This window comes from Halobellus clavatus (assembly GCF_900107195.1).
Classification (GTDB): domain Archaea; phylum Halobacteriota; class Halobacteria; order Halobacteriales; family Haloferacaceae; genus Haloquadratum; species Haloquadratum clavatum.
In genome coordinates, this window is record NZ_FNPB01000020.1 from 20,538 (window position 1) to 46,100 (window position 25,563).

At 59.6% G+C, this 25,563-nt stretch carries 23 protein-coding genes and 7 pseudogenes; 6 read left to right on the forward strand and 24 right to left on the reverse strand.

The window, feature by feature from the left end:
* Window positions 1-21 precede the first annotated feature (21 nt).
* Window positions 22-360, reverse strand: coding sequence for a DUF6788 family protein (locus BLU74_RS17615; RefSeq protein ID WP_006183538.1), 339 nt, complete (start codon window positions 358-360; stop codon window positions 22-24).
* Between the two features lie 603 nt (window positions 361-963).
* On the opposite strand from BLU74_RS17615, the gene BLU74_RS17620 reads away from it, so the two are divergent.
* On the forward strand, window positions 964-2,190 hold the full coding sequence (locus tag BLU74_RS17620; protein WP_089769727.1) for an orc1/cdc6 family replication initiation protein: 1,227 nt from the start codon (window positions 964-966) through the stop codon (window positions 2,188-2,190).
* A 310-nt stretch (window positions 2,191-2,500) separates the two neighbouring features.
* Here BLU74_RS17620 and BLU74_RS17625 read toward each other — a convergent pair whose 3' ends face one another.
* From BLU74_RS17625 to BLU74_RS17655, 5 genes are all read right to left on the reverse strand, one after another.
* Window positions 2,501-3,484, reverse strand: a complete 984-nt coding sequence (locus BLU74_RS17625) for a DUF7983 family protein (protein ID WP_089769770.1) — start codon at window positions 3,482-3,484, stop codon at window positions 2,501-2,503.
* Between the two features lie 221 nt (window positions 3,485-3,705).
* Window positions 3,706-4,281, reverse strand: a complete 576-nt coding sequence (locus tag BLU74_RS17630) for a hypothetical protein (RefSeq protein ID WP_089769728.1) — start codon at window positions 4,279-4,281, stop codon at window positions 3,706-3,708.
* Between the two features lie 467 nt (window positions 4,282-4,748).
* Window positions 4,749-5,354, reverse strand: a complete 606-nt coding sequence (locus BLU74_RS17640; RefSeq protein WP_217635400.1) for a hypothetical protein — start codon at window positions 5,352-5,354, stop codon at window positions 4,749-4,751.
* A gap of 196 nt (window positions 5,355-5,550) precedes the next feature.
* Window positions 5,551-6,630, reverse strand: a complete 1,080-nt coding sequence (locus BLU74_RS17645) for a transcription initiation factor IIB (protein ID WP_175454698.1) — start codon at window positions 6,628-6,630, stop codon at window positions 5,551-5,553.
* A gap of 645 nt (window positions 6,631-7,275) precedes the next feature.
* Window positions 7,276-7,578, reverse strand: coding sequence for a hypothetical protein (locus BLU74_RS17655; RefSeq protein ID WP_089769731.1), 303 nt, complete (start codon window positions 7,576-7,578; stop codon window positions 7,276-7,278).
* A 200-nt stretch (window positions 7,579-7,778) separates the two neighbouring features.
* On the opposite strand from BLU74_RS17655, the gene BLU74_RS17660 reads away from it, so the two are divergent.
* Window positions 7,779-9,071, forward strand: a complete 1,293-nt coding sequence (locus BLU74_RS17660; protein WP_089769733.1) for an RNA-guided endonuclease InsQ/TnpB family protein — start codon at window positions 7,779-7,781, stop codon at window positions 9,069-9,071.
* Here the strand turns inward: BLU74_RS17660 and BLU74_RS19420 are convergent.
* From BLU74_RS19420 to BLU74_RS17690, 5 genes and pseudogenes are all read right to left on the reverse strand, one after another.
* Window positions 9,067-9,387: pseudogene (locus tag BLU74_RS19420) on the reverse strand (DUF7558 family protein); the annotation flags it as partial. The gene BLU74_RS17660 and the pseudogene BLU74_RS19420 sit on opposite strands and share 5 nt — an antisense overlap.
* A complete protein-coding gene (locus BLU74_RS17670; RefSeq protein WP_089769736.1) occupies window positions 9,387-9,677 on the reverse strand; it encodes a DUF8069 family protein in 291 nt (96 codons plus the stop codon). The gene BLU74_RS17670 and the pseudogene BLU74_RS19420, both read right to left, overlap by 1 nt.
* Before the next feature lie 448 nt (window positions 9,678-10,125).
* Window positions 10,126-10,953 (reverse strand): IS5-like element ISHcl1 family transposase, encoded by an 828-nt coding sequence (locus tag BLU74_RS17680; RefSeq protein ID WP_089769738.1) that lies wholly within the window; start codon window positions 10,951-10,953, stop codon window positions 10,126-10,128.
* Window positions 10,954-10,982: 29 nt separating this feature from the next.
* Entirely contained in the window at window positions 10,983-11,162 is a 180-nt protein-coding gene (locus tag BLU74_RS17685) for a hypothetical protein (protein WP_089769740.1), read from the reverse strand.
* Between the two features lie 176 nt (window positions 11,163-11,338).
* The gene (locus tag BLU74_RS17690; RefSeq protein ID WP_089769776.1) at window positions 11,339-12,613 is read right to left on the reverse strand and encodes an RNA-guided endonuclease TnpB family protein; all 1,275 of its coding nucleotides are present in this window, start codon (window positions 12,611-12,613) and stop codon (window positions 11,339-11,341) included.
* A 571-nt stretch (window positions 12,614-13,184) separates the two neighbouring features.
* Between BLU74_RS17690 and BLU74_RS19135 the strand changes: the two are divergent.
* From BLU74_RS19135 to BLU74_RS19650, 3 pseudogenes are all read left to right on the forward strand, one after another.
* A pseudogene (locus tag BLU74_RS19135) lies at window positions 13,185-13,376 on the forward strand (hypothetical protein); the annotation flags it as partial.
* Between the two features lie 48 nt (window positions 13,377-13,424).
* A pseudogene (locus BLU74_RS19425) lies at window positions 13,425-13,601 on the forward strand (RNA-guided endonuclease InsQ/TnpB family protein); the annotation flags it as partial.
* A 71-nt stretch (window positions 13,602-13,672) separates the two neighbouring features.
* Window positions 13,673-13,910, forward strand: a pseudogene (locus BLU74_RS19650) (MarR family transcriptional regulator).
* 86 nt (window positions 13,911-13,996) lie between these two features.
* On the opposite strand, the gene BLU74_RS17710 reads toward BLU74_RS19650, so the two are convergent.
* From BLU74_RS17710 to BLU74_RS17755, 11 genes and pseudogenes are all read right to left on the reverse strand, one after another.
* Entirely contained in the window at window positions 13,997-14,182 is a 186-nt protein-coding gene (locus tag BLU74_RS17710; RefSeq protein ID WP_245705833.1) for a hypothetical protein, read from the reverse strand.
* Window positions 14,163-14,342: pseudogene (locus BLU74_RS17715) on the reverse strand (hypothetical protein); the annotation flags it as partial. The gene BLU74_RS17710 and the pseudogene BLU74_RS17715, both read right to left, overlap by 20 nt.
* 50 nt (window positions 14,343-14,392) lie before the next feature.
* A complete protein-coding gene (locus BLU74_RS18685) occupies window positions 14,393-14,623 on the reverse strand; it encodes a DUF8150 family protein (protein WP_139175892.1) in 231 nt (76 codons plus the stop codon).
* On the reverse strand, window positions 14,601-15,212 hold the full coding sequence (locus BLU74_RS17720; protein ID WP_089769750.1) for a hypothetical protein: 612 nt from the start codon (window positions 15,210-15,212) through the stop codon (window positions 14,601-14,603). Before BLU74_RS17720 ends, BLU74_RS18685 begins: the two co-directional genes overlap by 23 nt.
* A 69-nt stretch (window positions 15,213-15,281) precedes the next feature.
* The gene (locus BLU74_RS17725; protein ID WP_089769753.1) at window positions 15,282-15,860 is read right to left on the reverse strand and encodes a DUF7437 domain-containing protein; all 579 of its coding nucleotides are present in this window, start codon (window positions 15,858-15,860) and stop codon (window positions 15,282-15,284) included.
* Window positions 15,861-15,908: 48 nt separating this feature from the next.
* Window positions 15,909-16,243, reverse strand: a pseudogene (locus BLU74_RS17730) (DUF7558 family protein).
* Complete coding sequence (locus BLU74_RS17735) at window positions 16,243-16,533, reverse strand: DUF8069 family protein (protein ID WP_089769755.1); 291 nt, start codon at window positions 16,531-16,533, stop codon at window positions 16,243-16,245. Before BLU74_RS17735 ends, BLU74_RS17730 begins: the two are co-directional and overlap by 1 nt.
* A gap of 81 nt (window positions 16,534-16,614) precedes the next feature.
* Complete coding sequence (locus BLU74_RS17740; protein WP_089769757.1) at window positions 16,615-17,046, reverse strand: toxin-antitoxin system TumE family protein; 432 nt, start codon at window positions 17,044-17,046, stop codon at window positions 16,615-16,617.
* A gap of 8 nt (window positions 17,047-17,054) precedes the next feature.
* Entirely contained in the window at window positions 17,055-17,588 is a 534-nt protein-coding gene (locus tag BLU74_RS17745; RefSeq protein WP_089769759.1) for a DUF7342 family protein, read from the reverse strand.
* 211 nt (window positions 17,589-17,799) lie between these two features.
* Window positions 17,800-19,068 (reverse strand): phage NrS-1 polymerase family protein, encoded by a 1,269-nt coding sequence (locus BLU74_RS19145; RefSeq protein WP_175454700.1) that lies wholly within the window; start codon window positions 19,066-19,068, stop codon window positions 17,800-17,802.
* An 80-nt stretch (window positions 19,069-19,148) separates the two neighbouring features.
* Window positions 19,149-20,384: an RNA-guided endonuclease TnpB family protein gene (locus BLU74_RS17755; protein ID WP_089769763.1), complete on the reverse strand. Its 1,236-nt coding sequence runs from the start codon at window positions 20,382-20,384 to the stop codon at window positions 19,149-19,151.
* A 54-nt stretch (window positions 20,385-20,438) separates the two neighbouring features.
* Here BLU74_RS17755 and BLU74_RS19150 point away from each other — a divergent pair, with 54 nt between their 5' ends.
* A complete protein-coding gene (locus BLU74_RS19150) occupies window positions 20,439-20,579 on the forward strand; it encodes a hypothetical protein (protein WP_175454701.1) in 141 nt (46 codons plus the stop codon).
* A 387-nt stretch (window positions 20,580-20,966) separates the two neighbouring features.
* Here the strand turns inward: BLU74_RS19150 and BLU74_RS17760 are convergent, their stop codons facing one another.
* The gene (locus BLU74_RS17760) at window positions 20,967-25,292 is read right to left on the reverse strand and encodes a conjugal transfer protein (RefSeq protein WP_089769766.1); all 4,326 of its coding nucleotides are present in this window, start codon (window positions 25,290-25,292) and stop codon (window positions 20,967-20,969) included.
* Window positions 25,279-25,563: pseudogene (locus BLU74_RS17765) on the reverse strand (VirB4 family type IV secretion system protein); the annotation flags it as partial. The pseudogene BLU74_RS17765 and the gene BLU74_RS17760, both read right to left, overlap by 14 nt.

A 25,563-nucleotide genomic window follows, 5' to 3' on the forward strand; every position in this document is an offset into this window, starting at 1 on the left:
GACCGAGCCGAAGAGAGACGATCATTCCGTGACCGCTCCTTTGTACTCCCAGTCGAGACTATCCCCTTGTCGGCGGACGATGTACTTGTAGGGGCCATGGAGCTCGCCAGATTGGCACTTGCAGTTGTCTTTGCCACAGCTGACTTTCTTGATCACCACAGTCCCCCCGCTCGATTCTTCGACGGCTTCGATCGTCTCGCCTTCGCCGGCGTCGATATCTTCGGCAGCGACGTCCTGGCGGTACTCGAGGAGATCGTCGATCCAGTCCCGGAGGGTGCGTAAGTCTGCGTCGTCTTGCTTCGGGACGCCCTCAGCGAGATACTGCGGGAGCGAATCGGGAGCCGGTGGTCGAGGGGTCATTGTCTTACCAAACAACACGGACTACTAGAGAATAAATGTTTGGTAAGATTTGAGAGCAACCCTCCAGCATTTCCGGAGCAATCACTATCGAGAGTCGCTGAATCGGCTGATTATCGAGAATTCAGTAGCTCGGGAGGTTTGGTATCCACCCTTCCGCCAGTTCCGGATCTTTACGTTTCCATGATACTAGAGACTGAAACGGTGGTGGGTGTGACCGCTCGAACCAACCACGATGATCGAAGGAGGAGTTCGGGACATAGAAACCAGACCGGGCCGCGATTGAGACTACCACGGGATGTGGTAGGAAGACAGAGACACACCACTCTTGCAAGTGAAGCCCAGAATTCGAGACAGGGGAGAAAGTAGTACAGAGAAGCAATTGGGGGATACAAACGTCGGTACCAGCACAAAGAGAGCCTCTAGGACGTGAATTCTTACAACACCACCACCCAGATATGTCAGCGCTTTAGTTGAAATTGTGGACTGTTGCTCTAGTCACTACTACTAGTCTAGTGCTTCACTTGTAACAGTGGTGTGTCTGTGTCCTTCACTTGAAACAGATGTAGGGGTGGTTTTATATAGGGGACGTGAGAAAGCGGTGACATGCGTCGATTCGAGCGGAAGCAGAACATCTTCCGCAACAAAGACGCCCTTGGAGAATCCTACCAACCCGACCAAATCGAGGAGCGAGATGAGGAGATCGAGGAGTATATCGACGCCCTCCAACCCGTCGTTGACGGTTGGGAACCAAACAACATTTTCCTCTACGGGAATACCGGCGTCGGGAAGACCGCCGTCACCGACTACCTTCTCGACAGACTCCAGGACGATGTCGCTGACTACGATGACGTTGACCTGTCGGTTATATCGGTGAATTGCAAGACACTGAATTCCTCTTATCAAGTCGCCGTAGAACTCGTGAACAAGCTTCGTCCTGCTGGCGGTGAAATCAGTTCTACTGGTTATCCCCAACAAACTGTCTTCAAGAAATTGTACGAGGAACTCGAGGCAATCGGTGGGACGATTCTGATCGTCTTGGACGAGGTCGACTCGATTGGTGATCGAGACGAATTGCTGTACGAACTTCCACGAGCTCGGGCGAACAACAACCTCGACTCGACGAAAGTCGGTGTAATCGGAATCAGTAACGACTTCAAATTCCGCGATCAGCTGGATCCTCGCGTTCAAGACACACTCTGTGAACGGGAACTGCAGTTCCCACCATATGATGCGCCTGAGCTGGAGAACATTCTCGAGTCCCGTGCCGAAATCGCAATCGCCGAGGGTGCCGTTGAGCAGGGTGTGTTGAACTTCTGTGCGGCTCTCGCTGCTCGCGACAGTGGAAGTGCCCGACAAGCGCTTGACCTCCTTCGATTAGCGGGCGAGATTGCGGAAAATCGCGAAGCGGACCTCATCGAGCGTGACCACGTTGAGGCAGCACGATCTCGTCTGGAACAGGAACGTGTGGAGGAAGGAATGCGAGAACTGACGACGCACGGGCGTCTCGCACTGTTAGCCGTTATCTCGAAAGCCGCCAAGGACGAGACGCCATCCCGAACGCGGGAGATCTACGAGGAATACACCGCACTCTGTGATTCCTCTGGGACCGACTCGCTCGCCCAACGATCCGTGCATAATCATCTGTCCGATCTTCGGATGCTCGGGATTCTGTCGGCCTACGAGAACCGGAGCGGTTCTCGTGGGAACTACTACAGCTATGAACTGGACGTTCCGTTCACAAGTGCGATTGAAGCGATGTCCGACGTTCTGCGGTTAGAAAGCGAAATAGAGACGATCCGAGAAATCGCGTCGATGAACAACGTCGCATAGACACACCACTCTTGCAAGTGAAGTCGCTGCTGTCGAGTGATTTTGCCTGTTCACTTGCAATAGTGGTGTGGTCAGTTCTGACTGTGTTCACTCGCAGCTGTGGTGTGCTTCACTTGTAACCGTGGTGTGTGTCTTTGGGATGATCAGTGCTGGTGATTTTGTTCCGTCAGAAGGTAATGTCACTTGATTCAGGCTCTTACCTAACACCGGTGGAATACCTATACATCTGTTTGGTAAGATACAAAGACATAGCGACAGAGGTGTTTATCCGCAACATCGTCGAAAAAAGGATGATCACGACATCAGCGCGTTACCGATCTGCCTGTGAATCGGCATAGAATTCTTTTGCTGAATCGAAGCCGGTGAGATCCTCAATCCGCGCTTCGAGAGCTTCAATTTCGTCGCGCAGTTCCGCAGCTTCCTCACTCTCACTCGCTGCCAGCTGCTCTTTGAGCCCTTGCAGGCGCGTCTCTTTCACGTCTTCGTCAACCTCGGCTTTCCGGACGTAGGCCCGCTCGTCAACGTCGTAGACGTCCTCCTCCCGAAGATTGGTCACGTCGAGAGCGTCATTGACCTTGTCCGGCTCAATACCGAGGACCCGCTCGCGATCGATGCCCGCATCCTCGAGGACAGCGAGAACCTCCTCGTCGTCTTTCAGTGACTTCGAACGCCGGCTCGTGCGCTGGATCGAGCCGTACTGAGCGTGTACCGGCTGGCCGTGTTGTACCCGGTCGAGTAAGACGTCCGCGACGTCTTGTCGGAGATCATCCGCGCCACGCTGAACGTCCGACAGCAGCGTATAGAGGTCGATGAGTCCATCCGTCTCGAGATCCGCCATCGCGGTGGGATCGTGGCGTTCTAGGGCGTCGATCAGCAGGAGCGCATCCGCATAAACATCGATGTCGGGTTCGGCTCTGTCTGTCTGCTCCGATGGCTCGTCGTTGAGACCGTGTGTTGTGGTCGGAGCGTCGGTTTCGCGGAGCACGCCGGCGTCTACATCGATCTCGATGCGAGGATGGAGCGTGAGGACGGCCGCGTACGGCTCGGCGTCCGGTGGGAGCCGATCAAGGTCGAAGCCACCGGCTGTATCTTGGAGCCGTCGATAGAGCGTTTCGAACTGCTCACGCTGGAGTGGTTGGGAATCGCCCGACTCCAGGAATTCGATGATGATGCGGTGCTCTTGGGTATCGGTGATGTGAAATCGCGTGTCCGAGAGTGGCGTGACGAGGGTGGCAGTTGAGGCGAGTTCCTCGGCTTCTTCGAGAAGGGTATGCCACCTCGCACTGTACGTCATATCCCTCATATGATTCTGAGGCCACAAAACTCCGTGTCTTCTTCGGAACCGTTGGTATGACTGACGAGTGGACTGCCGCTCTGTATGGATACTTATCTTACCAAATTATACATTCGACATTCTAAGACTCTGTTTGGTAAGAAAGCGACACAACGGAACAAGCACGGTCATCTGTGGGTGTTCAGGAGTCTCTGGATCTCCAGTCTTGCTCTTGGAGCAGTCTACTCGAAGACATCTCGGAGACCCTCTGGAAGCAACGAGCCCGGTTTCTGCGCGTGAAAGGCGACGTTCTCGCGAGCTTGATTGATGTGCTTCTGGACGCTCTCGTCGTTGTGGTTCTCGGCCAGCGTCTCTAGCTCAGCCAGCATCGTCTGTAGTTCGTCCTCAGCGCCGATCAGTTCAGCTGCGACTGCCAATTCCTTGAGGCCCTTGGCTGCGGCGCGTCGCACCCGTCCATCGTCGTCGACGAGCGCGTCGAGGTAGAACTCGCGAAGTCGGTGACGATGCGTCGCGATCTCATCGAGCGTCCAGTCGTCCGGTAATACTGCGTCGGTGCGATCAGCTCCGACCGTTCGAAACGCAAGCCCCGGATACAGGGCGGCCGCAAAGCGAACGACAGACTGACGCTGATAGCCATTGTCACTCGCGTAGAGGTCACGACACCGCTCGAAGCAGTCATCGAACAGGGCCGCTCGCTCTTCAAGTTCCATGTCGTCGACAGAGTCGATTGCACGGTTCACGCGGTCGGTGTCACCCGAAGACAGCGCAGCGGCGAACGCGTCGGCTGTTTGGTCCATGGTCGTCTGTTTGCTGGCGACCTGTGTAACTCCTCGGACTACGAGGTGTAGCGGATACGGCAGTGCCTGTGGGCGTGAAATCCATCGTCGCTGATGAGAACTATACACGTCGGTTGTTTAGCCGTCACGGCGTCCGGATATACTTGTACAAACGGGTAGTAGCGGCTACTATGACGGACGACGAAGCGCCGGTGTAGCAGTGTACGCTGGATACGGCGCTGGATATCCCGAAGGCGCTTGAGGCAGCTGCGATCGAGTATCTCGATGTCGACGAGCATCGGACGATCGTGATCTACCAGAGTGCCATTCTTATGATCACGGCTACTGAAGGCCAGACAACGGCCGCACGGGCGTTCGATGTTGCACTCTGGGAGCCGCCAGTAGAGGATTTCGATCGTGACCCTGTCGACCTTCTCACGACGTTCATCGACGAACTTGTAGCAACGACAGGCGCGTCTCGCCGGTGATCAGTCCTTCTTGAGCGGCGTGGGAATCCCGCCTACAGTAAAGCGAGCGACCGCTCCACATCTTGTACACTCGTCGACGAACGCACAGACTCGAAGCGGGGTTTCTACCTCACGAATGCCACTGCACACGGAGCACTCGAACGTGGTACGATACCGGACTGACGGACGGTGGTGTTGTCGCCGTGGGTGTGGGTTTGACGCTGCTGTCGACGTCGATGTGTCTTCTCGGGGTGTCTCGGACTGGTCGTGATCGAGCTGCCAGGCCGAATCGGGAAGCGTGTCGTAGATACGATCCGGCTTACTGATGCCCATATCGAGAGCACCAGGCTCGGCTGGCTCGCGTGCGTCGTCTGAACGGGATCCATCGACTGAGCTCCCGTCGACGTGTGACGCATCTCGGTGCCCCAGAGGATCCGTCTGTGCCCACGCACCGAGTTCGACGGCCTCTGCCTCCTCGTAGAGCACGCCGTCGATGGCAGCCGCCAGTTCCGCGAGTGGCTCGGAAATCTCGGACTCCCCGTGTTTCTCGACAGCGTTCTCGAACAACCATTCTCGGAGCGTCGCTGCAGCCTCTCTATCGACTGTGTACGATGGAACAGCGTTCATTCGTCTCTCACTCCGTTCCTCTTGGATGCGACAAACCACACACCGTCTCCACCGACGTGAACGAGACTCTATTCTGGTGTTAGTGAGGTTGTGGCTGCGCGCGCAGCGACCGCAGGGAGCGAGCACGGAGCGGTGGGTGGGGTGGAGGGGCGTCCACGGGCGGAGGTCGCCATAAAAAACGGGGGTAGCGCCCCGCTCAGCGCAGGGTGTCCCGTTCCTCTTCGAGGCCGACACCCGGGTCGTCGGTGCCGTGTTCGGCTTCGTAGGCGTCGACGAGCTCCCGACTGTACCGCGCGATCCGGTTTCGGGACGTCGGCACGATCGTACTCGCCGCCGCGGCGACCTGTGCCTGGGTGAGGTGCTTACGCGACAGCAGCCGATCCGCCGCATACAGCGCCGACGCCGCGACGGTGCACCGTGGCGTTCCCGGCCCGACCGGCACCTGATCGCCGAGTTTCATCAGGTGTTGGGCCAGCCGCCACGTCCGCACCGCTCGCGCCCCGGGGATGGCGTCTTCATCGAGCGCGTCGACGACCGCCATCACGGCGTTGGGCCTGACGAGCGGCGCGTCGAACCCGCATTCACACCGGATCTTCCGCGCCGCAGCGCACACCCGCTCGTGGGGCGCTTTGGTGTGCGTCGCGACCGCGACGTCGATCTCGTCCCTGTCGACCGATGAGGCTCGCGCGGCCAGGAGGACGGCGCCGCCGGCGAGTGCCTCCCAGGCCATCCGCCCGCCCGGCAGCCGCGCTTCCGAGGCGCTTCGGAGGAACTGTGCTGCCATCTTGACGACGTGGTCCGGCAAGCTCAGGTTGCCGCCGATCATCTCGACGTCCCGCAGCCCCTCGTTGAGTCGCTTCGTTCGCTTGCGCTTCTCGCCGAACTGCATCCGCTTGTGCCACTTCCGGAGGCGCTGGACCTTCTCCCACTGCTCGTTGCTCAGGGGATTACCCCGACCGTCGGTGTTCCGCCCGATCTTCGTGTGTAGGCCCTTGTCCGTCCGCAGCGGGTCCACCGTCTCGATGCTCTGGTCGGCGTCTCCGACCAGGCCCAGGTCGTTCAGCGTTGGGCTCAGGTCGACCCACTCGTCGGCGACGATCAGCCCGCAGTCCGTGCAGAACGACTGCTCGTCTTCGGTGATCACCTGACCCTCACACTCCGGACAGGCCGACCGCCCCGACGGTTCGTGTTCGACCGTTGGCTCGTGATCGCGCTTTTCGGTGGTCGTATGCTGTCCGTCCGAAACCGTCTTTTCGCTCGCGTTGTTACTCAACATTGGTCTTAGTCAGACCTGAAGGCGCTCACCACAGCGCCCGACGCCCCGTGTTCCAGCACGGGGTTTCCTCGATGTCACGACCGACAGAGCCGTCTGCGCGCTCTCGCTCGCGCCTTCGCGAGCGCCCTCCTGGGCGCGAGCGAGAGCGCGCCCGCACGGAGGGAACAACCAGCGCCGCGCGCCGACCCGCCCGGAGCGAGCGACCAGCGGAGAAAGCGTGGGGGGTGAGCAGCCACGCCGCGCAACCCCTCGCGCTTTCCCGCTGGCGTCGAGGGCACATGCATTTTAGCCCGGAACGGGCGCGGGCGGTGCGGAGAGCGCCCGCACGCCCGGAATGGTCGGTCGCGAGCGACGCGGAGGGCGGAACGCGGCGAGCGGGGCGGGCCGTAGAGAACCACTGGTCAACCGGGACCGACGGTTAGTGACACAGCCGACATCCTGGCGGACTCAGAAAGGGCGAGGCCGTCTCGGTCACCGGGAGACGATGTGTCCCGAGCACACGGCGCGAAGCGCCGTGAACGTCCCCCGACCCCGCAAGCACCATAGGCGCGAAGAGCGCAGCGGAGACTGAAAACGAGAGGGGACAGCCTCGGTAACGATGCCGAGACTCACGAGGGCGGAGGTGTCTGCGATAAGCCGCGACATCTACGCGTCGGCGACCTCGTCGATGAGGTCCTCGTCCAACTGCTGTTTCAACAGGCGGAGGTTTGCCGCCTCCTCGGCGCCGACGAGCGCTTTGAGTTGCTCGAAGGTGATCTCATCGTCGTAATAGGCGGCAGCGATCTCCTGGGTGAGTGCGTCGTCGTGAGCGGCGTCTTGGAGGTACTCCCGAAGCGCGGTCACGAGAACGTCGGTCCGGTCTTCCCCGAGGACTGTGGCCAGTGCGTCGGCCCGGTCGATGAGCCGATCAGGAGCCCGAAACTGCACGCGCTTCTTATCGGTGCTCATAATGTGTACATTGTGACCCAACGCAGTTATCCGTTTTCGTGTGTACGATGTGAGCCTCACAGCGGTAACAGCGCGGAAGCCCACCCTTCAGGGGTGGGAGGAAGCGCGTAAGCTCCGAGCGGCAATCCACCGACTACGGCAGGGCTGACTCCCCAACACCATTCAAAAATATGAATAAAGAGTAGCTACTACTGTGAGGTATGGCGTGGGAGGTAACTCGAACGGTACGGGTTCGCCTTGACGTACCCGACGACCGCAAGAGCGACCTCCACGCCACCAACAGCAAGTTTCAGTACTGTGCCAACCGCACCGCAGACTGGGCGTGGCGCTATCCCGACGAGGACTGTGTCACCAGCAAGAGCGAAGCCGAAGCCGCCATCTACGATGAACTTCGCCACGAGACGGACCGCCTCCACGCCAACCTCGTCCAAAAAGCCATCAAACGCGCCACCGACGATATTAGCAATTGCGTTGACCGACTTGCCGAGGGTGAGAACACCAGCAAGCCCCACTACGACACGTTCAGCATCGTCTACGACAAGCGAGCCGCCACCTACTACCGCGACAAGGTGAGCCTCGCCACCGTCAACGGTAGAGTCGAGTGTGAGTACGACCTACCGGAGAATCCCGAAGGCACACCACACGGCCAGTACCTGCTGAACGAGGATTACTCGTTTTCGACCAGTACCATCCACTACGACGGCGAATCCGACAAGTTCTACCTGCACGCGGCGATGGAACGGGAACTCGACGTTGCCAGTCCTGAGAAAGCCGAGGATTCGAGCGTCCTTGGCGTGGACTGTAACGTTGACGACCATATTGCCGTGACCAGTACAGGACGGTTCGTCGGCAACGCCGACTACCTCAACCACCAGCGCCGTGAGTTCGAGAAACGCCGTGCCAGCCTGCAACAGACGGGCACGCGAAGCGCCCACCTGACCTACCACCGAATTGGGGACCGGTTCGGGCGCTGGAGCGAGGACTACCTGCATCGGTGTTCCAAACAACTCGTCGCGGAAGCCAAGCGTCACGGCTGCACCCACATCGCGTTCGAGGACCTGGAACAGATTCGAGAGCGCATCAGCGACGGCAAGAAGTTCCAACAGTGGGCCTTCCGTGCGTTGCAGGAGCAAGTCGCATACAAAGCCGAGGAACACGGCATCGTGGTTGAGACAGTCGAACCGTCCTACACGAGCCAGCAATGCTCGAAGTGTGGGTGTACGCTCGAGGAAAACCGTGACGGGCAACATTTCGCCTGCTTGGACTGTTCGTACTCGGTGAACGCCGACTACAACGCGGCGAAAAACGTGGCCCGAAAACTCGCGGTGAAACTCCAGCGGGGGCAGAAGTCCCCCGCTGGAGGGGCGTTCTGTCAGTACGCCCTGAAGTCAGGGATCATGACCGTGAACGCGACTGACGTGGCGTCCGACACTCCCGTGTCGGCAGAACGGGAGTCCACCGACAAGCCAAAGACTTCAGCCGTTGGTAGCTGACAAGATGTTCTTCGAGGTCACGCGTCCAGTGCGTGGCGGGCCCACCGGAGCTACAGCGAGCACACAGTTGGAGCGGGCCCTCGAGATGGCCGAGTTCTACGCGGAACCGGGTAAGTGCCGTGAGCGCGTCGACGACGAGCCCACAGCCGTCGCAGGCGTGGTGGTCGCGCTCGTCGGGATCCGACCACGTCTGGGTGGCGCAGTCGACACAGATTGGGTGCGTCACCCGTTCGTCTTTCCCCCACGTATGCGCCTCGCCCATCTCTGCACCGGGCGGCGCATCGCAGAACGCACACCCGGAGAGTGTCTGTTGCATCAGTTGTCCTCCGCGTCGGCGTCGGTGGCGGCCTGCCAGCCACGATGGAACACGGCGAGCTGGGTTATCGACTCGAAGGGCTTGCTACTGGGCTCGTGGACGAGAATGCGTTGGTCAGGGATCGGCGCCACCACATCGTCCTCGACGAGGTCGCCAACGAGATGGCGGGCAGTCGCCTCGTCGATGTCCGCCGTCGCGACTCGGGACGCATCCTGGTCCTGTGCAACGAGTTCGGTTTCGAGCCGGTCGTAGTCGCCTGTCGTGTCGTCGATGGTATCTTGACCAGACATAGGAACTCACTCTTTTGCACGCGCTTCGAGCGCGCCTCACGCCTCCTGGCGCCGATAAACACGCCTGCGGTGTGGGCACGATGTCCTACGTCAGCGATCTGCCTTCAGCTAGCCTCGTTCCTGGTTGGAAGAGAGCATGACGCTACTCCAACACCTACTGTGAGCCACCCCTTGCTGTCGGTCCCTGTCGGTCTGTTAGAGTGCGATCACGAGCCCGGTCACGAGTGTAACAAATCCGAGTGCCAGCCACGTCGTCCGCGCTGCAAGGCGCTGCCAAACCCGCCTCCCCAGCTGGCGGAGTTGATCATGGAGGGCTGCCCGCCGTTCCGTTTCGAGGACCGCAACTTCGTCGTAGTAGTCGCGGCGATCTGCGGGAAGCGTCCGGAGTGTCGTCTGGCACTCACTGCAGGTGTATTGGCCGTGGTGAATCGCCAGACGTAGCGTGATTTCATGGTTTCATCGCTTGCTTGATGTTGTGAACCGCACACATCAGGACGAGTTCACGAAACTCACCGTACCAAGTTCGCGCACGCACGGCGTCGCCGAGCGTGCGCTTGATCGCCGAGAAGACGGTTTCACACATCGCTCTCTGGCGGTATCGAGGCCCATCGATCCGCGCGTTGTGCGCGTGATCGATGGACCGGTACTCACGATGTTTGATCAGCGGTCTCACGCCCTCTTCGCGGAGTTTCTCGCGTAAATCCATCCAATCGTAGCCTTTGTCCGCAGCGAGGCTGGCGAGGTCGCCCGCGTTGCGGAGGGCGACCTGCCAGCCGAGTTGTGTGTCGTGACGTTTCTCGGTCGTACAGTGAACGTCCAGAATCGCGTGGCTTTCTGTGTCCACGAGAGCAGTTGTTTTGAGCGTCTGGACGCGGTAATTCGTCCGACGGCAGTAGTGCTTGCTCGCGTTTTCGCGGTCAAAGAATGTCGCGTCGATAGCGGCGTGACCGCTCGGGTCGTGCAGCTGCGCCGAGAGGCGCAGCAGCACTCGCCAGAGTGCTGTCTTGATCCTGTCAAACCACTTTACTAGCGTGGAGTGATGCGGGAGATCGGCCGGTTCGAGGCCGATCTCCCCGAGAATATGTGGCATTTCGCTCAGCAGATCCAACGCCTCTCGGTAGGACTTCTCCAAGTAAACCCGAAGACAATGGAGCGACACAACAGCGTAATCGGCGAAGCCGCCACCCCCCTCGGGGGCGGCGACTTCGCCTCGGCCACCGACAGCATTTTTAGCTAACTGAACCGCTTTCTTCGTGAAGCGGGAAATCTTCGACATAGGCATCGGCGGTTTCCCGCTTCATTCCACTAGTTCTGACGGTCGAAGACGACGCTGTCCAGCGATTCACCAGAGCCGGTGTATTCGAACTCTGCCCGGACGTGCTGGCGGCGGAATTCTTGCTCGCCGCCCTCGTCGTAGCCTGTGATCTCGTACACGAGGAGTTTTGAGACGAAGCGACGGGCCCCGCACTCCGGACATTGGTTCATTCTGAGCGGTGGCGTTCCATCCTCGCTGCTCGTATCGTCTGGCCAGGATGTCTGTGGCTCTGTGTCCTCGGTCTCTCGGGGTGGCCTCGTGTGGTTTTCTGACGGCGATGCACTCGTTGTCTCGGAGTTACTGAACGTGAACCGCCTCGGGGTCAAGCCCCGAGACTTCCCGTGGATTAGTCGGACACTCCCATCCGACCATCGGCAAGGTTTCCTCGAACGGTCGGGTGGGTCACGGTCGGGGCGTCCACGGCCCCCGATGCCTGCCGTCGCACCTTCCGCACTTGGGGAAGGCTGTTGAGAGCAGGCACATTCCAGTCCTGATGCTTCTCGATGCCTTTCACGGCGATGTTGACGCTTGCACCACGGTCGCTGTGGTCTTGATGCCCGCACGAGCGACACTTGAACCGCTTCTTGTTGCGATTACCACGCTCCGTGTGTCCGCACATCGGACACCGCTGACTCGTGTACGCAGGGTCAATCCACGCGGTCGGGATTCCTTCGAATGACGCCTTGTACGACGTATAGAACTGGAGGGCGCGGAATGGAAGGTGGTGCAAACGCCGATTCATCCGCGTACCGTAGTCGATACTGTCGCGCATCTCTTTGAGGTCTTCAAAGACGATGCACGGCGTCTCGAACTGACGGCTCCACTCCACGATATGACGGCTCACCTTGTGGAGTCGGTCGCGGACAAACCGTTCTTCCCGCCCTTCCAGAGTATCGTGAATACTGTTCTTCCCCGCGTTCTGCACGCGCTTCCGCATCGTGAAGTAGCGATGGCGCTCGAACTTGATTTCGGGAAAGTCGATGACTAGCGTGTCCTCGACGCCATTCTCGGAGAAAGCGGTGAGAGCCACATTATCCTCGTTCACATCGATGCCGATGACAGTTCGTGAGTCCTGCTTGTCTCGGACGGTCTGCTCGGTGTTGCGGATGTTGACGTGGAGTTCAGGGTCACCGTCCCGCCAGAGGGTTTCGCTGGTCGTGACCTTCCACTCGTCGCCTGTGAGCGCGGACTTCAGGAGGTCAAGATGGGCGTCACTTCCTTCGAGGATGCCCTTAATGTGATTGTAGGGCTTCGCGCTGATACGGAACGCCACGTCGCCGTCGCTGGTGAGTGACAGGGTGTATCCCTCCGTGAAGTTCGCCCGAAGCGGGTACGGGCCGTTCTTAGTGTGGCTGGGTTTGCCGAAGTCGTCGTACTCGTAGTAGTTATCCATCGCGTCGAGTGCTTTGACGACGATGCGTTGAGTCGTGTTCTTCACGAGGTCGGCATCGTCTTCGAGGCGCGGAGAAATCGCGTCCCAGTCCACGTCTTCCTTAGCGAGGCGGATGGTTTCGTTATACACTCGGCGGGCTTCAAGGGTGGCGTCATACAGCAGTCCCTCGTTGTCACTCTGGATATCTAATTGGAAATCCAGTGTCTTCACGAGGGTCTTGTTGTCCATTTTCTGGGGCATTCTTTGTCAGAGTTGTATCGATCATAAGCCCATGCCATACAGGGTGAAAGTGAAACCCAGTGTCGGCTTCACCCTCGGGGTCAAGTCCCGAGGCACTCGCCTTGAGTTATCTGTAGACATGGATTCACCTGTGACTGCACTCAGCTGACACCAGATTGGACACCACGGCGACTCTCGTGGTGGTGCCCATCGTGCTGAGCGCCGTCACCCTTGGTCGGCGCGAAAAACGCTACTGCGGGGGCAGTCGTCCCACCTAAGTAAGCGAGGGAGTCCCGCCCTTCCCGTGAGCGGGAGTGTTCCGAAACCTGCTGTCGGAACCGAGCGCCGAACAGGGTGGGCGAGAATCGCATAAGTTCTCGTGATTATCTGCCACATCACTGCCCGGCCAACTCCCTGACTTGTATATGTAGACAGTGCCACTTGTGGAGTGTAGATGGAGATTCAGCGTACCGCCGTCGTCAAACTTTCCGTCCCCGACGAGCGCCGCGACGACCTGAAACGCACCATGAACACGTTTCGGGACGCCGCACAGCGGTTTGCCGATCGGGGATGGGACGGAGACGACGAGAAATCCTCGCGAGAACTGGTCGCGTTGGCCCACGAGGAGTTCGAGTCGTACGATCCATCATACTATGAAACGCAACTGGTCAGAGCTGTCGAGAGCGTATTGTCACCTCTCGGCTGGGATCGGAACGACATCCGACGAGAGCTCAACGGAACACGTGTAGTCGGTATCACGGACTGGACCTGACGAACCTCCCCCCCTTTTTCGAGTTGTAAACTCGTGGCGTCGGGGAGGGCGGAAAACATCCGTCTCAACATCAATAGCGACGACGATAGTGAAAGTAACTCCGAGTCTTCGCCTGTTTTGGGTGGGGATAGGAGTACCGGCTGGTTGGCACAGCCATCGGTCTACTTTCATGACCTCTCCCGAGGATTCCAACCTCGGGCAGAGGTGGTGGACTGCAAACCTTAATATCCCAACTGCGGTCGGGATTCCTTCGCCTTCAGGCGGAGGAGGATGTCAAGCGCTTTGACGCCGACTGGATGTCTCGCGCTGATGACCGAATTCTGGAGCATCTTGCTGAAGGCGGCCCTGAAACCCCGAAGGAAATGGCGGACAGCGATCGCGTGCGCTTTTCCCGCCAACACATCAACGCCCGCTGCAAGACGCTGGTCACCTATGGCCTCCTCGTCCACCTTGGCAACGGCGTACGATATCACGCGAGAGGGCAAGCAGTATCTTGCTGGCGAGCTCGACGCTCGTGATCTGAAGGGCGAATGAACCCAGCTGACGATAGCCTGTGATCGAAAACTAGCTAGTCGCCCGTTTCGCCCGACTCCGAAACGGGAACGCATAAAAAGGACCGCTCACTCGTCTTTGAGCGCTGCGTAGATCTTCGCGTGGCGGTGTCCGTCGATCTTTCCCATCTCGAGGGCGATCTCGCGCCGCTCGGCGTCGCTCTCGGCCGCCTGATACCGCTCATACAGCTGGCGGACCTCGTCGTCGACCGTCCTTGCGGCATCCTCGGGGACATCACCGTTGGCGGGGGGCAGCGATATCAAGTGGCTCGTCCTTGACATCCGCTTTGAGCAGACGCAGTCGCTGGGCAGTTTCAGCGCCCAACAACTGCTTAACTGACTCGTACTTGAGTTGGTCGTCGTAGTATGTCGTCGCAACGAACTCCTGGAAGGTCTCGCTGTCGACGGTGATTTCATCATCGTAGTAAGCGGCCGCGATCTCCTGCGAAAGCGCATCCTCGTCGGTCATCGGTCGCGCAGCCGATCGCGAACGGCCGCGAACCGAACGGGATCTGTGTCGCCGGCCGCAGCCATCTCGTTAGCCGACTGGAGCTGCGAGTCGATGAGCCGATTCTGTTGGCGTGACCACTCACTATCGTCGTGCGTCCGAACGTACTCGGCCCACTGTTTGATCATCGCACGCCGTTGCTCGGTATTCCGCCGATGATCGTCTTCAAACTCGTTTGAGTTCAACATAGTAGTCCTCCACTCCAAGCTCGTTGACATACGTTTCGAGCTGCTCCGTGTTAAATCGTTCCTCGAAAGTCAGGTATAGGTGAAGTGCATCCTCGAAGTCCTTCCCGCTGAGGCTGTCTGCAGCTTGTGCAAGCCGGAGTTTGTACGCGATTTGGAGTTCAAGCGGACTGATCTCGATCTGCCCCTCATCGAATGTCACCGTAAGGGGGTTCGAGATGGCCTCACGCTCAACGTCGTTTGAAACAAACCACGTCTCGAAGTTTGGGTACATCTCCCCTTCCTCAGCAATTCGGATTCGGCTGCCCTCGCTCAACATCGAATACATTTCATCAAGGGGCATCGCCATCCCCCAGTACCCTCGATCTTTGAGTTCCGTTACTAACTGCTCAGTCTCCGCTTCGGATAATGACTCCAGAATGACGTCGATATCTTCTGTTGACCGAGATCGCCCAGTGAGGATCGCGACGTACCCACTAACGATGACGTAGTTAACATCGCAAGCGTCGAGGATCTGTGTGAACTCAAGTACATCTTTGTCGAGCTCTGAAAGCTCCCGTGAAACCGTGAGTGTGCCGTCACTGAGTTCCATCAGTTCTCTCCATGGAACGCCGATAAACTACACACTGCGTCATTTGTGTCGGGACGCCCGTTTCGATGCTCATACGTTGGCTCCTTCTTCGGTATCATGACGTACATCCTCACCGATTCCGTAGTGCTCGAGGACGACGGGCCGCAACGCCTGCAGAATCATCTCCGCGGCCAGCGGCGAAATATCGAGGTCCTCGGCCATCAGGCGGTGGGTCACCTCGCCGCGCTCCCGAGCAACCGCGTAGGTGAGCGCGGTCGCGAGGCCGGCGACGCCGTGGCGGTCGATGTAGGTATCGATGTCCGAATTCGTCTCGCGACGGCCGACGGCGTCGATGAGCGCCGGCGAGATCGTGTACTCGCGGTCGCCGGCAGCCGTCGTCACGGTGAGGTCGATCTCCCGTGCGGTATACTTGCGTGGCTGCTCGTCGTCGGTGACGTCGAGGACGCCGGCGTCGACGAGCCGGTTGACGTAGCTGTAGGCGGTTCCCTGGGCGAGTTCGAGGTCGTCCATCACGTTCTGGACGGTCGCCTCGCCCTCCCGAGCGAGGTATGCGTACAGCTGAGCCAGCTGAGGCTCCTCGAGGAGGTCCGCGACCGAGAGGAAGTCCTGGACGATGTCGCCGTCGGCGCGATTTGAGGTGCGTGACACGGGTGCTCTTGATTACAGTTTACAGCGAATCAGTATAGAGTGTTTGGGTCACCCTGCCGGCGCCGTGACGAGATGGTCTTCGAGGTCGCGTGTCCAGTACGTCGCGAGCCCGCCCGGACTACAGCGGGCGCACAGCTGTACCGGGCCTTCGAGATGACCCAGTTCCACGCGGAAGCGCGTCAGCGCCGCGAGCGCGTCGACGACGAGCCCACACTGTCGCAGACGTAGTGATCACGTTCGTCGGGATCCGGCTCCGTCTGGATCGTGCAGTCGACGCGGATTGGGTGGGTGACCCGCTCGTCTTCGCCCCAGGTATGCGCCTCGCCAGTCTTGGTACCGGGTGGCGCGTCGCAGAACGCACACCCTGTGAGCGTCTGCTGCATCACTCGCCCTCCGCGTCGGCGTCGCGACCGGCCGTCCAGCCACGGTGGAAGACGGCCAGCTGCGTCGCCGAGTCGAAGGTAGTGCCACTCGGTTGATGAACGAGGACGCGATCCTCGGGAACGGGTGTGACGACGTCCGCGTCGATGAGGTCGTCGACCAGGCTGCGGGCCATCGCGTCGTCGACGTCCGCCGTGTCGACGCCGTCGGCGTCTCGGTCCTGGGCGAGCTGTTCCTTCTCGAACTGTTCGTAGTCGGCACTCGTGTCGTCGTGCGAATCAGGACCAGACATGGTGAATCACGCCGCGAACGCTGTCGCGCGCTGCACGCCTTTCCGCGCGGACAAACACTCCACGTGAGACCGTAGCCCTTACTAGCTCCAGAGGGTCGCGATCCGGTCTTCGATCTCGTCGAGGACGAGCGCAACAACATCACGGTGGTCGTCTGGCCACGATGCGTCCTCGCCGGGCGTCGGGGCGGTGGGTGGGAGGTGGAAATGGTCCCGTGTATTGTGTGGATTCCGGTGACGGTCCCACCGACACTCCCAGGCGTGGTCCGCGTACTGCTCTCGATAGTGGAGTTTGAAGTCGTCGTTCGTGTACCAACGGACCGTCAACTGCGCCTCCTCGACGGTTGTCGGGTAGTACGACGGGGCAAAGACGGCGTGGAGTTCCAGATGGCCGCTGGCGTCGGTGACGGTCGCTCGGGAGATCTGCCTCGTCGCTTGGAGCCGCGTCTGGAGGAACTCGAGGATGGGACGATCGATGGGGGCAGGGCTCCCGCCATCGCCTGTCGGTGGCACCATCGAGCGGGCTACCCGGACGCCTGTTCGCGCTCGCCACCCGTGCGTTGCTGGCGTGCGCGTTCGTAGCGCTCTCGCTCCTCGCGGGCGGTCGCCCAATCGGCGAGGTCGCTGTACACGTCGTCGATGGTTCGCTCGTCGCTGTCCTCCACGGCGTCGACGGCGTCGACGGCGGCCGGTGACGCGGCGTCGTATGCCTCTTCATACTCGGTGATGCGCGTCGTCAGCTCACGAACGCGATCCTGCAGGTCCTCGACGGAATGGTCGGCTGCGAGCTGGTTGATGCGTCGCCACTCGAAGTACGCGTCGTTGCGCTCGTAGGTGGCTGGATGGCCGTCGTGCCGGGTGACGATGCCGAGGTCGTCGAACCACCCCAGATACTTCCGGGCGGTCTTGGGGTCACAGTCGGCGCTGTCGGCGATCGCGCTCGCCGTCGTCGGCTCGCGGGTCTGCAGGATGGTGCCGTAGATGCGCTGTTCGACGTCGTCGCTGCTGAACGGCTCCTCGAACGGGGGCGGCCCATCGGCGGCGTCTGTCTCGGACATACGTGGGATTGCAGAGCGAAGGATATAGTTCTTACTTCGAGGAATAGTTTCCTGAACTACCGGATCCTGCGGTAGTCCCCGGTTTGTGGCGGGATTGAGCGTAGTTAACCAACAAATAGCGCGATATTGGGCGTCTGTTGGTTAATTTTCTTGGAGTGCGGAACCAGAACGCTTGAGGGAGGGCTTCTCGGATGGTGGTGAAGTGGCATCACTACTCGGACTGGCCACCGAAGAATCGATGCAACAGCGAGGCTGGCTCTGAGTCATCACCGGTCTCGCCCGCAGTACCGGAGTCTTCTTTGTGGGACTGCACAGTTTCCCCGTCACGGGCTGTGAGTTCATCGGTGAGTCGTTCGATTTCTGCTTCGAGGGTCTCGATCCGCTCAGTCTTCTGTTCAAGTGTTGCCTCGAGTTCGTCGACGCGCTCGCTCAATAGCCGGTTTTTCTCCGCCAGATACGCACGACTCCGGTCTGCGTCGCCAGGCGTCCCGCCAGTTGCGACCCCGTCAGGTACGCCGTGGGGATCTGCGGCGTCGTCGCCGGCGTCCGGGTCGTAGAACTCCGACGTGGTCGCAATCGCTCGCTCGATGGTCTTCTCGCCGTACGTCGACCCGTCAGCGTAGTGGACCTCGTCCCACTTCTCCCGCATCAATCCCGACTGGCGGAACAGCTGCTCCATTTGGGTCCGGTCACCACCGGTCCAGAACGCCAGCAAACAGCACAGCGCCATGTCGGCCTCGGACTGACTGTCGTAGCCGACCGTATTCCCGTTCCAGAGCCGCTCGAACTTCTCGCCGTTCGATGCGTTTCGCGCTTTCTCGAGGAGGTCCTCGTCTTCGAGGTCGACGTCGACGTTGACGTCGACCGCATCGGTCGTCGGTGACTCGTCGTCGACGCCACCACGCTGCTCAAACTCGGAGGCTGTGTCACGCTCTGTGTCCTGGACGTACTCGCGGTGAATCGCTGTGAGCGCGTCCTGCCGGCGTGCAACGCGCGTTGGTGTCCACTCGACGTGATCGCCAGTGACGGTGAAAAAGCGTGCTGTGTCGTACAATTCGACGCTCCCGCGCCGGTTCCGCCCCTCGGGGAGTGCGCCAGTGATCAGGACGTGATAGCCGGTACCGGACGGTGACACCTCGGTGTAGGAGTCGAGTCGCTCAATGATGTCCAGCGCTGCGTCGTCGACGTCGCCGGTTTCCGGGTCGCGGCAGTCGTCCAGATCGACGCCGACGATGGGATCGTCGTCAGTAAACACGAACCCAATACCATCGGCGTGCTCTGTCTCGCTGTAGTCGAGTGCTGCCTCAAAACTCGCCCAGGTCTCCGACGCTGTTGCTGACGCGAACCCCCCAGCCCCTGGCGTCACCGGAATCTTCGTCGGTTTGCCGTCTCGCTTCTCTTCTCGCCAGCACACCCATTGGTCGCGGTCGCGCAATGTCTCCGGAATTACCTCGGGCGAATCGATCATAGGTTCACTCATCCTCACATAGCACCTCGCGTGACATCCTCCCCGGCGCAACGCCGGGGTTCCCCTACGAGGGGAATCCGGGCTAACAGGTTTCAGTCCGAGTACGCCGAGAGCGTCATCTGTCCGGTTCTCGGACTCGTCTCTCGGTGGACTGTGGCGCTGTCACAGGCGCTCCCATCCTGTGGCGAGTCATCGCGTCCGGGTTCCCAACGGACGCTCTCTCCCCACGGGTCTACGCGACCGGCGATGTTCGCCGCTGCGTTGATATCTGCCTGGAACTCCGAGATATGGCAGTCGTCGTACGGACACACAAACTCCGCTTGTTGACTCCGCTGACCGAGACGACCACAAGCGTGGCACGTCTGCGAGGTGTACGCCGCGTTGACGTATGCGACTGGAATGCCTTCTTCCGTCGCTTTGTCTTCGATGCGACCCTGCAACCGAGCGAACGCCCAGTTGTGGAGCCGGCGGTTCATCCACTTACTGTAGTCGAGATGCTCACGGATGTACGACAGGTCTTCGAGAACGATAACAGGATTCTCGAAGGACTCGGCGTATTCGACGGCTTGCCGAGACGCTTTCTCGACAATATCGGTGAGGGCGTTCTGGTAGTAGTGGAAGCGTCCGTCCACGCGCCACTCGGCGACGTCTCTCGACTGTAGTCGCCGTAGTGTGGTGAACATCTCTTTGCGGAGGCGTCGCGCTCGACTGCCATTGACGAGCATCGGTTTCCGTGGCACGTCGCATTTGAGGGCACAGCCCGTAATCAATGCGCTCTCACCGACGTCGAAACCGATGTACGTCGGATCGTCCGATTCGGTCGGTTCTTCGACCGAATATTCGACGGTGACATGCAACTCCCACGACGTACGACATTGCTGTAATCGAAGTTCGCCCGCTGTCGCGCCCTCGTCAAGCAGGTCGAACCACAGGGATTCCTGCTCGGGATTAATCCGAAGTGGAATCCAGAAGTTCGTCCCGCGTCCCGATTGCGGAACCTGCCACACGAATCCGTATTCGCGCTCCTCCGAGTAGTCGAACTTGGCCGCTCGGTTTACCAGCCGAACCGGGTGTTCGTCGTCCAACTCCTCAGCGTTGTACGTATCGCGAAGTTTCGGAACGTAGGATTTGAGCGCGTCTTTGGCTTGGTACGGCAGGTCGTAGGGTGTCACGATGTCGTTGACAGCGGACATCGTGCTTGCCCCGGCGTCGAAGGCGTCTTGGAGTGCGTCGTGGTAGGTGTCCAAGAGACGCTGTAGGCGTTGCTCTTTACCCGTTGTAGGTGTGGCGAGCGTGGCCTGTAGCGTTTTTGTCACCGTCTTGGACACAGTGTTCGATAGTCAACCGACACACATAAACGTAACGTTAATGTAACTCTCTGTATGAAGTACGTCAAGATAGAGTTTGAGGACGAATCGCAGTACGAGAGTTTGAAAAAGACAAAGAAACACCACGGTCTAACATGGAAAGGAATGCTACTCCAAGCTCAGAAGCAGTTAGATTCTGCCCCGGACACCGAGTAGAGGTTGGTCAGCATCATATCGCAATCCTTCCCCCCGTGAACGACCGAATTTCTTGTTCGGAAAATTGACTCTGAGCCAGCACAGAATTCACGCTGCTGTACGTCGCGATCCAATCCCTTGGTCCCAACGGGGACCCCCCGTTCTATCTTAGTTGGTTGTTGGGTGGAACACCCGCTATAGCAGGTTAAAAATCGCTGGACGTGAGCGTGTTCCACCCATTTCGGCCGTTTCGTAGCTGTTCCACCCATTGAAGATTTGGGTGGAACATGCCGCAGTCGGGTGATTTCCGACCTTCGAGTTTGATTGGATGAGGTCATGATTCAGCTTGGGTGGAACAACTCCCGAGAACTCGCGATGAAACAGGGAATTGGACCGTGTACGTCCATTTCATGGCTGAAAGTCCTCTTCAGACCGGATGCGGACACCAGTGTAATGCCGGACGGGTTCCCCGTCGATTCGCTTCTTCGTGGAGTCCACCTTGATGTGGGTGTTGAGCTTCCGTGTGAACCAGCTCTTGTTCAGCGGATCCTCGATGTCATGAGTCTCTGCCCAGTCGTTGTAGAGGCCGAATACGTCATCTTTCGGCACGGCTCCATCTGCGTCTTCGATAAGATATTCGTCGACGAACGATTCGAACGACGGTGGCGATGAGATTTCCTGCTGTTCCTCGACCGTGCTATCTGGTTGAGGAGTCTGGTCAGGTTCTTCAGCGGCCGCTGAACCAGATGATACTGGGTGGAGCGACCCATCGGTGATTGCCGAGAGTGGCCGCTTCTCACCGTCTTCATACACGACCGATTCCGCCTCATCGTGAAGGATAACGATGCCGTAGGTCGAACGTGTGTAGTCTGGTACGGGGAGTTCGGCTTCGGGGACGAATGGCTTCTTGATACGCACCCAGTCGTCCTCAAACGCCGATTTCGTCTCGTAGATCTGTTGCTCACCGTGCTCGTATACGACGTACTCGTCGGCAGCGTGGTCGTAGCTGTAGATGGCTGGCACACGATCCTTCGAGAGGTTTCCAAGCGACGGGAGGCGGATGTGTTCCGTCCCGCTGGTATCACGGAGGACGATCTCGTCGCCATCACGCTGCCAGATATTGTGAGTCCCGTTCTCGTCGTCGGTTGCCGGTCGCACGGCCGTCACTCCACCTTCTTCGGTCGCCCCGCCGTTGAATGTGAGATTCGAGTCAGTCGTGTAGAACCGCGTCTCGTCATTCTGGAGGGTGCGAACGGGTGGTGTGAGAATGCCGTCAACGCGCTTGGCCCACTCAATTTCGTCGTTTCCAGGTTGAACGACAAACAGCGGGATATCCCCTGCTGCTTGGGCCTTCCGGAGGTTCGTGAGTACCTTTGCGGGATTCTCGGGCGTCGTCGTCTCGACCTCGATAGCGAATCGGTCGTCAACCTCGGGATGGCTCGCCCTCGCGTCAGGTTTCTCGCTGCCATCCTGGGCGAGGATTGAGACGGTGCAGCCGAGTTCGGTGAGTTCTTCTTCGATCTGGAGGAGTGCCGTATCGTGGTCATGTCCGCCGGCAGCCTGCACGCCCCCAGTCTCGGGTGTCGCGATGTCTTCGCCAGCGTCGGTCAATCGAATCCGTATTTCGTCTGCTTCAATATCGACGGTCGTATCGAGATGGCGTGATCGCTCGCGGATATCTGCTAGTTCCTCATACGACGGTGGTTCGGCATCAACCTCCTCGAAGAGCCGTCTGAGGTCCTCGTCAACCGATTCGACATCTACCCAGCCGTTCTCTTCCCGACAGCCGTCTCGAAGCTGGCGGCTTCGAACTACCTTCGCTAGCGCGACGTCTAGGTCGTCGCTTTCGATGCTGAGTACCTCGTGTAATTCGGCAGGTGCGCTCGCTGTGGACACATCTGATTCCGCTGGCACCCCGTAGTCGTCACTGATGTCTTCGTGCATCGAGGCGAGCGTCTCAGTGAACTGTTCTTCTTCACGCTGTGTCAGCGGGTACTCGCTCTCGGGATGGCCCGGTGGGATTTCGAGCGGTGTGAGACTGAACGGATACGGCCCGGTTTCTCCGAATACTGGGCTCGGGACGCTGCCGATCCACTCGCCACGGGGTAACGAGCGAATCCGGTTGGCGAAATCTTCCGGGTCCATCTCCTCGTGGGCCATCGCCCGAGCCAGTTCTCGGTCGACGTTGATCTTGCTGACGAGTGAGGTCCCGATGTTGTTCAGGGCGTTCAGGTAGACTTTCCGCCCACCTTCAGCTTCCAGTTGCTCGGGGAACTGCATTGAGAGGCCCACTGAAAGCCGGAATCCTCGTCCTTTCTCGAGGAGGTCGTTCATGATATCGGAGACCACGACTGAGGCCGCTTCGTCGACGAGAAGGTTCACGACGTAGTCATCGGAGTACTGGGTGAGGTCGCGCTTGCGGTCTTTGAGCGCGTCGTCGAGATTGGTGAGGATCATGCCCGTCATAATCCGGGCGGCCTCGTCGCGAAGATCGCCGAGGTCGAACAGGATGACTTGGTTATCGTCGAGCACTTCTCGGAAGTCGAACTGGTTCTCGGTGTTGTTGAAGATGCGGCGCAGGTGGGGGTTCTGTGAGATGTAGTTGAGGCGGTGTGTGACCCCACCCATCACGTTGTCGAAGGTGGTCGAATCGTGTTGGAATTGCCGCCGGATCATGCGGGAGACCTCCTCGTCGCTCGATCGGGGTGCGTCTGCGAGATTCGGCTGTGGCGGGCCGGCTTCCCACAGCTGGTCGATGACGTGTTCGAGCTGTCGGTGGGCGAAGTAATCGGTTGACTCCCGGTACTGGCCGTTTTCACGGCCGTATTCCTCGTCGAACAGCGCGGTGATGAGCGTCTTGATGAGAGTTGGAGCGACCGTCGCCCGCTTGTATCGGTCCTCATCCATGACGAGCTTCAGGATCTCTTCGTAGTGGTCGGCTTTCCGCCGGACTGCATCCTCACGGCGGCGGCCACTCTCCAGCGAGGGTTCGAGATCGAAAAAGGAGAATCCGGGAAGCACGTCCGGGATCGGGAAGTAGACGACGTTCTCCTTGAGGTCGGTCATCCCGAATCGGCGCGCGTGGGCCCGCATGTAATTCTGCGCCATCTCGTCGTTTTTCGGAAGGACGAGGATGGTCGGTCCCTCAGTGTTGTCGTACAACGAGAGCATATCGTTGAGGAGCGCCTTTGACTTGCCTGAGCCGGTGGTACCGAATCGTCCGTAATGCATCGGCAGTAAGCGGGGCGGAATGCGTGTCGGGACATCTTCGGGGTCGCCAGTGTCGTCGAGGGCATACCCGATAGCCATCCCGTCACGGAACTCGCTCATAATGTCCTGGTGAGGCCGGGCGAGCGGATTCCGACTCTGTTGTTCCGCACGCGTTCCACGTTCGCCTTCCACGGAGAGTTGGTCCGAAGAGGGAACGACGAGGAAGTTCGCGAGTTCGCGGCCGCTCAGGACGAATTCGGATCGAGTCTTGCCACGGCCGGTCGTAAGCTCGCGGTCCAAAAGCCGTTGCAGCGCGGTTCGTGCGTGCTGCTCTTTCTTCGCCTGCCGCAAGCCGTTGTCGCGCACCCGTTCGGCCTCCACTTCGTAGCACGGCCCATCGAGTGTATCGAAGACGGGGGCAAGTGACTCCAACCGCTCGTCGAGTTCCTCACGCTCGTCGTCACTGGATGGAACGCCAAGGGCGCGAATATTTGCGGTAAACGAGCGCTTCGCGTTTTTCGCCTCGATAGCTCCGACACGATCTGCTTGTGTGTCACTCAACTCCTCCCGGCTTCGGCGGTCAGAGCCGTCGTCAAACTCCAGGAGTGGCCCCAAAAACCGCTGCGCCCAGGTATCCCGCCCCTCGATGATGTCTTCCGTACGAACTTCAGCATCGCTCTGCCAGCTCGCCCGTCGCTGGAAGACGACGTGGAACGCCAGTGGCGCACTCGCCTCCGTCAAGTCATCGACGAGCGACGCGAGCGCGCCACCAGGCTGGTCGACGGCATCGGGACTCTCGTCTACATCGTCGCCAGTGAACGGCGAGAGCGAAGACATCCAGTCCTGTTTCCGAATCGCCGAGCCCTGCCACCGGACGCCGAGTGGGGAGACGGTATCAGTCGCTGGCCGGGCAAGTACTGTTCCCTCTGACGTCATCGTTGGTTTCGCCAGCGTTGTGACCGGCTCATCTCTGGGAATCGCATCTGGTGGGGCGAGTTCGAGGGCAGTATCCCCAATCTCGATGATGTGGTCGACAGATGGGTCAGCGACCGTCTCTCCATCCGCGGCTGATTCGGCTTCTACTAGCTCGGATTGATTGTTGTCGTCAGTCGCCAGCTCGTATTGCTCGTCAGGACCGAATTCGTACTGGAGGTCGTCCGACTCATACTGCTCGACGAATGTCTCCTGGTCGAATTCGACGGGCTGCACGAGTCGCGATGCAACGTCGACCTCGGTGCGTTCGATGTCGAATGTCTCGGGATAGATCGACCGGAGACGCTTCTCGAGAGTGTCCAGATGCTCGTTGGCCCCGTAGTAGAATTCGACGGGCTCATCCGCACCGTCACTGAGTGCGAGGAATTCGAACCGGGGCGGTGTCTCGCTATGTAGTGGATTCAGTTTGTCGACCAGCCCTGTCGAGTCCCTTGCGGTCAGTTTGTGGAGGCTTTCCAGTGCCTGGGGCACACGCTCCGGCGTGAGCTGTTCAGATGTCGGCGTCACGCGAAGGTACTCACGCATCGTCATCACCTTCCTCTGAGTCCCCATCGGTCTCCGCTGGCGTCCGCTCGGGTGCAGTTTCTCCATTCCCGGTTGCTCGGGCTTCGAGGTCATCCTGGAATGTCTGGATATCCGGATTCACAGCGTCTTCACCAGCACCGGGGAGTGAGGTTCGCCGTTGCTCGGTCGGCTCGAAGTCGATGACCTGCTTCTCCTTGGGCATCGCTTTGACCTGGATGCCGCGCCACTCGCCGTCGACGCCCACGAGTGCCTCGGAGAAGCCGGCGTCCTCGTTGCC

Bases quoted from the DNA above. Each gene is read 5' to 3' on its own strand.
- BLU74_RS17615 (WP_006183538.1), bottom strand. From the start codon at position 360: ATGACCCCTCGACCACCGGCTCCCGATTCGCTCCCGCAGTATCTCGCT.
- BLU74_RS17620 (WP_089769727.1), top strand. From the start codon at position 964: ATGCGTCGATTCGAGCGGAAGCAGAACATCTTCCGCAACAAAGACGCC.
- BLU74_RS17625 (WP_089769770.1), bottom strand. From the start codon at position 3,484: ATGACGTACAGTGCGAGGTGGCATACCCTTCTCGAAGAAGCCGAGGAA.
- BLU74_RS17630 (WP_089769728.1), bottom strand. From the start codon at position 4,281: ATGGACCAAACAGCCGACGCGTTCGCCGCTGCGCTGTCTTCGGGTGAC.
- BLU74_RS17640 (WP_217635400.1), bottom strand. From the start codon at position 5,354: ATGAACGCTGTTCCATCGTACACAGTCGATAGAGAGGCTGCAGCGACG.
- BLU74_RS17645 (WP_175454698.1), bottom strand. From the start codon at position 6,630: ATGTTGAGTAACAACGCGAGCGAAAAGACGGTTTCGGACGGACAGCAT.
- BLU74_RS17655 (WP_089769731.1), bottom strand. From the start codon at position 7,578: ATGAGCACCGATAAGAAGCGCGTGCAGTTTCGGGCTCCTGATCGGCTC.
- BLU74_RS17660 (WP_089769733.1), top strand. From the start codon at position 7,779: ATGGCGTGGGAGGTAACTCGAACGGTACGGGTTCGCCTTGACGTACCC.
- BLU74_RS17670 (WP_089769736.1), bottom strand. From the start codon at position 9,677: ATGTCTGGTCAAGATACCATCGACGACACGACAGGCGACTACGACCGG.
- BLU74_RS17680 (WP_089769738.1), bottom strand. From the start codon at position 10,953: ATGTCGAAGATTTCCCGCTTCACGAAGAAAGCGGTTCAGTTAGCTAAA.
- BLU74_RS17685 (WP_089769740.1), bottom strand. From the start codon at position 11,162: ATGAACCAATGTCCGGAGTGCGGGGCCCGTCGCTTCGTCTCAAAACTC.
- BLU74_RS17690 (WP_089769776.1), bottom strand. From the start codon at position 12,613: ATGGACAACAAGACCCTCGTGAAGACACTGGATTTCCAATTAGATATC.
- BLU74_RS18685 (WP_139175892.1), bottom strand. From the start codon at position 14,623: ATGTTGAACTCAAACGAGTTTGAAGACGATCATCGGCGGAATACCGAG.
- BLU74_RS17720 (WP_089769750.1), bottom strand. From the start codon at position 15,212: ATGGAACTCAGTGACGGCACACTCACGGTTTCACGGGAGCTTTCAGAG.
- BLU74_RS17735 (WP_089769755.1), bottom strand. From the start codon at position 16,533: ATGTCTGGTCCTGATTCGCACGACGACACGAGTGCCGACTACGAACAG.
- BLU74_RS17740 (WP_089769757.1), bottom strand. From the start codon at position 17,046: ATGGTGCCACCGACAGGCGATGGCGGGAGCCCTGCCCCCATCGATCGT.
- BLU74_RS17745 (WP_089769759.1), bottom strand. From the start codon at position 17,588: ATGTCCGAGACAGACGCCGCCGATGGGCCGCCCCCGTTCGAGGAGCCG.
- BLU74_RS19145 (WP_175454700.1), bottom strand. From the start codon at position 19,068: ATGAGTGAACCTATGATCGATTCGCCCGAGGTAATTCCGGAGACATTG.
- BLU74_RS19150 (WP_175454701.1), top strand. From the start codon at position 20,439: ATGAAGTACGTCAAGATAGAGTTTGAGGACGAATCGCAGTACGAGAGT.
- BLU74_RS17760 (WP_089769766.1), bottom strand. From the start codon at position 25,292: ATGACGATGCGTGAGTACCTTCGCGTGACGCCGACATCTGAACAGCTC.